This is a genomic window from Streptomyces doebereineriae (assembly GCF_031845645.1).
Lineage (GTDB): Bacteria > Actinomycetota > Actinomycetes > Streptomycetales > Streptomycetaceae > Streptomyces > Streptomyces canus.
Genome location: NZ_JAVREZ010000047.1, coordinates 1 through 7,777 on the forward strand (window position 1 = coordinate 1; position 7,777 = coordinate 7,777).

The window sequence follows — 7,777 nt, forward strand, 5'->3', positions numbered from 1 at the left end:
CGTGTGCTGGATCTGTTCCCTCACCTGGTCGGTCAGATTGAACATCAGCATCGGATCCTCCGCGGCCTCCGGCGGATACCCGTCCGTGAGGATCGGCTCGCCGAACTGGATCGTCCACTTCGTCGGCAGCGGGACCGCGCCGAGGGGACCCAGCCACGGGAAGGTCGGCGTCAGCGGAAAGTACGGGAAACCCAGCAGACGGGCCAGCGTCTTCGCGTTGCCGATCATCGGGTAGATCTCCTCCGCACCCACGATCGAGCACGGAATGATCGGAGTGCGCTGACGCAGGGCCGTGGAGACGAACCCGCCCCGGCCGAAGCGCTGGAGCTTGTAGCGCTCGCTGAACGGCTTGCCGATGCCCTTGAAGCCCTCCGGCATCACACCGACCAGTTCACCGCGCCCCAGCAGCCGCTCGGCGTCCTCCGCGCAGGCGAGGGTATGACCGGCCTTGCGGGCGAGTTCGTTGACCACCGGCAGCATGAACACCAGGTCCGCCGCCAGCAGCCGCAGGTGCCGGTTCGCGGGGTGCTGGTCGTGCACGGCGACCTGCATCATCAGGCCGTCCAGCGGCAGCGTCCCGGAGTGGTTGGCCACGATCAGCGCGCCGCCCTCCGCCGGGATGTTCTCGACGCCCTTCACCTCGACCCGGAAGTACTTCTCGTACACCGGCCGCAGCAAGGACATCAGGACCTGGTCGGTCAGTTCCTCGTCGTAGCCGAAGTCGTCGACCTCGTAGTCCCCGGTGAGCCGGCGGCGCAGGAAGCTGAGGCCTCCGGCGATCCGCCGCTCCAGGCCGCCCTCGTCGTTCGCCTGCTGCGGCGGCTCTTCCTCACGCGTCACAGGAACATCATCCTGCGCGGAGGCCCTGCTGGGCAGGGGCTGGACCTCACGGACCAGCGCGGGCTCCGAGCCCTTGCGCCGGCTCCCCGCACCACGGCGCCGCGCCGGCCGCTGTACGGCGCCTGCGCGGGACCGGTCGTCGTCGAACGGAATGACCTTGGCGTCCGCCATCGTTGATGCGCTCCTCAGTTGGCGCTCTGCGTCGGGGGGTGGCCGCCGCCCGCGAGGGGCAGCGCGGCGATCCTGTCGACGGCCCCCGCGAGGGCCTCCGGCGGCAGCAGCCCGGCTCCCTGGCTGCGCGCGAACTCCGCGAAGGTCTCCGCCGTCGTGTGCTTCGGCCGGAACCCGAGCGTCTCACGCATCTGGACCGTCGACACGACCCGGCCGTGGGTGAGCAACCGGATCTGCTCGGGCGAGAAGTCCGTCATGCCGAGCGTCCGCACCAGCGACCCGGCCCAGGTGACGGCGGGCAGCAGCAGGGGCACGGTGGGCCTCCCGAGCCGCCGGGAACACTGCGACAGCAACAGGACCCCGTCGCCCGCGATGTTGAAGGTGCCGCTGTTGAGCGTGCCCCGCTCCGGCTCGTGCGAGGCGATCCTGAGCACCTCGATCACATCGTCCTCGTGCACGAACTGCAGCCGGGGGTCGTACCCGAACACGGTCGGCAGCACCGGCAGCGTGAAGTACGAGGCGAGCGGGGTGTCCGCCGTCGGCCCCAGGATGTTGGCGAACCTCAGCACGCACACGGCCACGTCCGGCCGCCGCCGCGCGAAGCCCCGCACATACCCCTCGACCTCGACCGTGTCCTTGGCGAATCCGCCGGACGGCAGGGACTTGGGCGGCGTGTTCTCCGTGAACACGGCGGGATCACGCGGCGCCGAGCCGTACACGTTCGTGCTGGACTTCACCACGAGCCGCTTGACGTTCGGCGACTTCTGACAGGCCCCGAGCAACTGCATGGTGCCGATGACGTTGGTCTCCTTGACCGTGGTCCGGCTCCCGCTGCCGAGCGCCATCGCCGTCACATCCAGGTGTACGACGGTGTCGGCGGCCGTCTCCGCCAGTACCCGTGCGATGCCGGGCTGCCTGATGTCCGCCTGGACGAAGTCGGCACCGCCCAGATGGTGCTCCGGCGTCACCGCGTCCACGGCGATCACCCGGTCCACTTGCGGGTCACGCTGGATGCGTCGTACGAACCGGCCCCCCAGCTGTCGGGCCACTCCGGTCACGAGCACGACCTTTCCCAAGATCAGCGCCTTCCTTCCAGCCCTCGTACCGCCTAGTCCTGTGCCGCGTTCCCCGTGTGCCGCCAACCTAGCGGGTTGTTGTTGCGCTGTGATGACCGCCCACTGCATGAGGTGACGACATCCAGCCCACGGAGTACGTCCTGACACGCGTATGGCCCCCCACCGGTATTGGGTGGGGGGCCACAAACACGCTTCCGCGGCGTCGCCTACTTCTTGTTGCGACGCTGAACGCGCGTGCGCTTGAGCAGCTTGCGGTGCTTCTTCTTGGCCATCCGCTTGCGCCGCTTCTTGATAACAGAGCCCACGACTACCCTCGCTCACTTCTCATCACTCGGTGCTGGGCGCCATGGGCCCATACGACCTTCGACGGGCTAGCCTACCCGCCCGAGCGCTGAGGTCGTAATCGAGGGGAACCGGGGAGATCAGGCAGGGGTCCACGAGTGCCCTGAGGCCCCCTTGAGACCTCCCCGAGTCCGCTGTCGTCAGGCCGTCTCCACCCCCACATAACTCTCGCGGAGGTACTCGTGAACCGCGTTCTCGGGGACGCGGAAGGACCGCCCCACCCTGATCGCGGGCAGATGACCGCTGTGCACCAGCCGGTACACGGTCATCTTCGACACTCGCATCACCGAGGCGACTTCCGCCACGGTAAGGAACTGAACCTCGCTCAGAGGCCTCTGTTCAGCAGCCATGACACACCTGAACCTTCCGCACTCGACGGCCACCGGCTTCCCCTTCCGGTGACTCTTCGTCGCTGCGTGCTCACTCCCCAATGTAGGGGCGGGTGATGCAAGTGGGGAAGAGGTGCACCCATCGGCGGCCTACTGTGACAGACACGCTCGATTGAGTACGTAGCGGGTCAGCGGCAGGTAGTAATCAGACCGCACAGCGTCATCAAGTGGAACGACGACGGACACGGCCCCCTCGGCCTCCCCCACAAAGAGCGCGGGGTCATCCGTATCCGCCAGCCCAATGGCCTCAAACCCCAGCTGACCTGCTCCGCAGACCCAACCGTGATCCCCGACCACGAGCTCGGGAAGCGGCCCGCCGCTCTCCGCCGCGGCCGCCAGCACGGTACGAACCGGCAGCGGTGAGTGCGAGTGTGCGCCGGGCTCACAACCGGAGCTCTTCGCGTCCGGTTCCCGCACGAGCGCGACTCCTCGTACGTAGTCAAGGTTGTACGTGCGTAGACCGAACCGGGTCGTTATGTCGACACAGCGACCATGCGCAGGGGTGAGGACGGTACATCCCGCCGCCGAGAGGGCGTCCGCGATGGCGGCGTAGAAGCCGAGCAGTCGGTGCGGATGGCCGGTGCCGAGGAGCACGGCCCCCTTGCGCTGGGCAACTGCCTCGAGCCGCTCCGCGAAGGCATCGAGCGCGACGAGGGTTCGCTCAGGATCGATCACATCATGGCCACTTGTGTGCCGTGGATCGCCCGAAACTCCGCACTTATCGGCCATAAGACCGATCAAATCCCTCTCGTTCCAAGACCACTCGGGATCGATCCCGATCAGCACCCTCGGATCCCGAGCCGCGAACAACCGATAACTCCGCAGACTCTCCTCCCGGGAGGTGGCCACGGGCCCGGCCAGACGAGCGGCCAGCAGATGGGCGCGGAGGGCACCGGTGCTCAACACGTGAGTGATGGTGACGGAGGAGAGGCGAAGGAGGGATGGGAACAGGGAAACACCGCACAGTTGGCGTAACTACGCCAGCAACCCCCGCAACGGAAACACCGCCCGCCGAGTAGCCAGCACAGCCTGATCCAGCCGGTCCGCGGGGTCGTACCCGGCATCCCACTCCGCATAGGCCACCGGCCACCGCCCGTCCGTCATCCGCGCCGGCGCCAACTGCCGGGTCCGGGCGAACACTTCCTGCCGCCATCCCTCGGGAATCATCGCCTCGGGCTCGACCGGCCGCCCCGCGGCGATCCCCACCAGATGCGTCCAGGACCGGGGCACGACATCCACCACGGCGTACCCCCCACCCCCGAGCGCGATCCACTTCCCCCCGGCGTACTCGTGCGCCAGCTCATGACACGCCACCTGCACAGCCCGCTGCGCATCCAACGACACCGCGAGATGAGCCAGCGGATCCTCGAAGTGCGTATCGGCCCCGTGCTGTGTCACCAGCACATCCGGGCGAAAGTCGGCAATCAGCTCCGGCACCACCGCGTGGAAGGCCCGCAACCACCCCGCGTCCCCCGTCCCCGCCGGCAACGCCACATTCACGGCGCTGCCCTCGGCCGAGTCCGCCCCCGTCTCCTCCGGCCACCCGGTCTGCGGAAACAGCGTCCGAGGATGCTCGTGCAACGAGATCGTCAGAACCCGGGGATCCTCCCAGAACGCCGCCTGTACCCCGTCCCCGTGATGCACGTCGACATCCACATAGGCGACCCGCTCGGCCCCCAGCTCCAGCAGCCGCGCGATGGCGAGTGAGGCGTCGTTGTAGATACAGAACCCCGAGGCACCGCCCGGCATCGCATGATGCAGCCCACCCGCGAAGTTCACCGCATGCAGCGCCTGCCCCCGCCACACGGCCTCCGCCGCCCCCACCGACTGCCCGGCGATCAGCGCGGACACGTCGTGCATCCGCGGGAAGGCCGGATCGTCCATCGTCCCCAGCCCGTACGACTGGTCGGCCGCCTCCGGGTCCACGGAGGCCGCCTTCACGGCCTCGACGTAGTCCTCCCGGTGCACGAGCCGCAAGGTCGACTCGCCCGCCGCCTTCGCGGACACGACCTCCACGTCCCGGTCCAGCCCGAAGGCATCCACCAGTCGCCGGGTCAGGTCGAGCCGGACCGGATCCATCGGATGGTCCGGACCGAAGTCATAGCCCGTTACTGCCTCGTCCCACATCAGCTGTGCGCGGCCGCTCATGCCCGCCACCGTATCGGTCCGGTTGAGCCGCGAACGACTTGGCGTACACCAGCGTCACCAGCACCAACACCATCGGCACCAGCATGGCCCCGCGATAGCTCCACGCGTCCCCCAAGGCCCCCACCAACGGCGAACCGACGAGAAACCCCACGTAATTGAAGACGTTGAGCCGAGCGACCGCGGCATCCGAGGCCCCCGGGAACAACCGCCCCGCCGCCGCGAAGGTCTGGGGCACCAGGACACACAACCCCAGCCCCAGCAGCGTGAACCCGAGCATCCCGACCCACGGTCCGGGCGCCACGGCCACCACCGCGAACCCCCCGGCCGCCACCACCGACCCCAGTCGTACGACCGTCGCGGCCCCCAACCTCCGCACCCCGAAGTCCCCGAGGGTCCGCCCGATCAGCGTGGTCACCATGTACACGTTGTACGGCACGGTGGCCAGCTGCTCCGAGCTCCCCAGCACGTCATCCAGATACTTCGCACTCCAGTTGGAGACGGTGGAGTCGCCGATATACGCGAAGGTCATCACCAGACACAGCGGCAGCAGCAGCTTGAAGGCGACCGTCTGCCCGCCCTGCGGCTTCTCCTCCCCGACGGTGGCGTCCGCGTCGACGTACCACCGACTCCCCACCAGGCACAGCGGCAGCAGCACCACCACGACCGGCAGATAGGACACGAACAGCGCGAGATGCCAGTGCGCCCCCACCCAGGCGAGTGAGGCCCCGGCTATCCCGCCGAGGCTGAACACCGCGTGGAAGCTCAGCATGATGCTGCGCCCGTACGCCCGCTGCAGGCTCACCCCGAGCATGTTCATGGACGCGTCGAGCATGCCCACGGCAAGCCCGAAGGCGCCGAGCGAGAACCCCAACTCGAGCGTCGAGTCCCCGGCCCCCACCCCCAACAGCGCCAGGAGCACGACCGGTTGGGCGAACCGCAGCAGCCGGCTGGGCGGGATCCGCTTCACCAGGTGCTCGGTCGAGACGCTCCCGACCCCGGCGAGGATCGGCACGGCGGCCAGGAAAGCCGGCAGCAGCGCGTCGGAGACGCCGTACCGGTCCTGGATGGCGGGGATCCGCGTCACCAGCAGAGCAAAGGCGACACCTTGCGCGAAGAAGCTGAACGCCAACGAGGCCCTACCGCGCCGCAGCACATCTGTCATGGCGGCGAGCGTAGGGCCCCGGCGTACCCGTGGGTAGATCCAGCCAAAGATGAATTTCCCTCAGCTTTATCGGGCGAGGGCGACCTCGGGCCTCGATACGGCCCCCGACTTCGTCTCGGCGCACAGCATCCGGGCCATGGGGCCGGCGCCCACAGCCCCGCTGACCAGGAAGGCCACGGCCATCGCCACGATCATGACGACGGACCCGAGCCAGACCATCGTGTCCACGGACAGCGTGTACGCCCCTACGACCCGCAGCACACACTCCGCGAGCAGAACGACCCCCCACACCACGGAGAACCGCCGTTCGGCCCGCCTGAAGTCCGCCGACCCGTTCTGGAGCCGCGCCCAGGCGGCCTCCCGCTCCGCGATCCCCTTCACCAGCCAGGGCTTCATCCCCGCGGTCATCATCGGCCTCCCGAGCGCGACGGAGACGAGGATGCCGATCCCGATCACACTGCTGACCCCGCTGTCCTTGGCGAGCATCAGCCGCGGGTCGCCGGCGACGAGGCTGAGCAGCAGCCCCACGACGTTGACGACGAGGATGAGCGCGGCGAGACCGTTGACCGCTCGCTCCTTCACCACGCTCCAGCCGGTCCGCACCGCGGGCACGACACTGCTGAGGCCCAGCGCCATCAGCGTGCTCGTCCCGAGCCCGTCCTTGAGCAGGTAGTACGCCCCGATCGGCACAGCCACGTCCACGATCAGCGGAGTCAGGTTCGCGCGCTTCGAGTTCGTCTTCGTCGTCATGCCCTCAGCTTCTCGTCCGGCGAGGGGGTCCCAGTAGAAACGATCGTCCGGACCTCGGCATGACAAATGTCAGACGAGCAGGTCAGCCAACTCCCCCATGTCGGAGAAGAGTTGTGTGGCCCCCGCCAGCTTGGCGGCAGGCGTCATGGCGGTGAAGCCGTACACGTCCATCCCGGCCGCGACAGCCGCCTGCACGCCCAGCGGACTGTCCTCGACCACGACACACCGCCCGGGTTCGACCCCCATCCGCTCGGCGGCGTACAGGAAGAGATCCGGCGCCGGCTTCCCCCGCCCCACATCCTGCGAACTGAAGATCCGCTCGTCCGCGAACCACCGGTCGAGCCCGGTCACCCGATGCCCCACCCGGATCCGCTCATGGCTCCCGGAGGACCCGACGCAGTACGGCACCCCGTCCGCCGCCAGCTTCTCCAGTACGCCCGCCACACCGGCCACCGGCTGCAACTCCCGCTCGAACGCGGCGAACACCCGCCCATGGAAGACGTCATCGAAGTCCTCCGGCAACCGCCGCCCGGTCCGCTCCAGGACGAGCTCGTGGATCCGGTGCATGGCGGAACCCATGTAGTCGCGGATGGAGTCCTCGTAGGAGGTCGGGTGCCCGAGTTCCGTCAGATACGCGGCGAGATACCGATTGGAAATCGGCTCACTGTCGACGAGAACACCGTCGTTGTCGAAGATGACGAGGTCGTAGCGCATGGTCTCGAGCCTAAACGCAGAAAACCCCCGTTCCGAATGGAACGGGGGTTTTCTCAAAAATTGTTCGGCGGTGTCCTACTCTCCCACAGGGTCCCCCCTGCAGTACCATCGGCGCTGTAAGGCTTAGCTTCCGGGTTCGGAATGTAACCGGGCGTTTCCCTCACGCTATGACCACCGAAACACTA

The 7,777-nt window shown here is 68.1% G+C and carries 9 protein-coding genes and 1 rRNA gene; all 10 read right to left on the reverse strand.

Going from position 1 to position 7,777, the window contains the following annotated elements; all coding sequences use genetic code 11:
- On the reverse strand, positions 1–1,011 hold a 1,011-nt coding region (locus RNB18_RS50515), incomplete at its 3' end, for a lysophospholipid acyltransferase family protein (protein WP_311720868.1).
- Positions 1,012–1,025: 14 nt separating this feature from the next.
- On the reverse strand, positions 1,026–2,087 hold the full coding sequence (locus tag RNB18_RS50520) for an NAD-dependent epimerase/dehydratase family protein (protein ID WP_311720869.1): 1,062 nt from the start codon (positions 2,085–2,087) through the stop codon (positions 1,026–1,028).
- Positions 2,088–2,293: 206 nt separating this feature from the next.
- Positions 2,294–2,392, reverse strand: coding sequence for a 30S ribosomal protein bS22 (locus tag RNB18_RS50525; RefSeq protein WP_003948845.1), 99 nt, complete (start codon positions 2,390–2,392; stop codon positions 2,294–2,296).
- 177 nt (positions 2,393–2,569) lie between these two features.
- On the reverse strand, positions 2,570–2,779 hold the full coding sequence (locus RNB18_RS50530; protein ID WP_016437488.1) for a helix-turn-helix domain-containing protein: 210 nt from the start codon (positions 2,777–2,779) through the stop codon (positions 2,570–2,572).
- Positions 2,780–2,908: 129 nt separating this feature from the next.
- Entirely contained in the window at positions 2,909–3,724 is an 816-nt protein-coding gene (locus tag RNB18_RS50535) for a phosphatase (protein ID WP_311720870.1), read from the reverse strand.
- A 69-nt stretch (positions 3,725–3,793) separates the two neighbouring features.
- Positions 3,794–4,966 carry an acetoin utilization protein AcuC gene (locus RNB18_RS50540; RefSeq protein WP_266515454.1) on the reverse strand — a complete coding sequence of 391 codons (1,173 nt, stop codon included), beginning with the start codon at positions 4,964–4,966 and terminating at the stop codon, positions 3,794–3,796.
- Positions 4,917–6,128: an MFS transporter gene (locus tag RNB18_RS50545; protein ID WP_311720871.1), complete on the reverse strand. Its 1,212-nt coding sequence runs from the start codon at positions 6,126–6,128 to the stop codon at positions 4,917–4,919. Before RNB18_RS50545 ends, RNB18_RS50540 begins: the two co-directional genes overlap by 50 nt.
- A 66-nt stretch (positions 6,129–6,194) precedes the next feature.
- Complete coding sequence (locus tag RNB18_RS50550) at positions 6,195–6,878, reverse strand: VC0807 family protein (RefSeq protein ID WP_311720872.1); 684 nt, start codon at positions 6,876–6,878, stop codon at positions 6,195–6,197.
- A 69-nt stretch (positions 6,879–6,947) separates the two neighbouring features.
- The gene (locus RNB18_RS50555; RefSeq protein ID WP_311720873.1) at positions 6,948–7,592 is read right to left on the reverse strand and encodes an HAD family hydrolase; all 645 of its coding nucleotides are present in this window, start codon (positions 7,590–7,592) and stop codon (positions 6,948–6,950) included.
- Between the two features lie 62 nt (positions 7,593–7,654).
- Positions 7,655–7,771: ribosomal RNA gene (gene rrf / locus RNB18_RS50560) — 5S ribosomal RNA — on the reverse strand.
- Between the last annotated feature and the right edge of the window lie 6 nt (positions 7,772–7,777).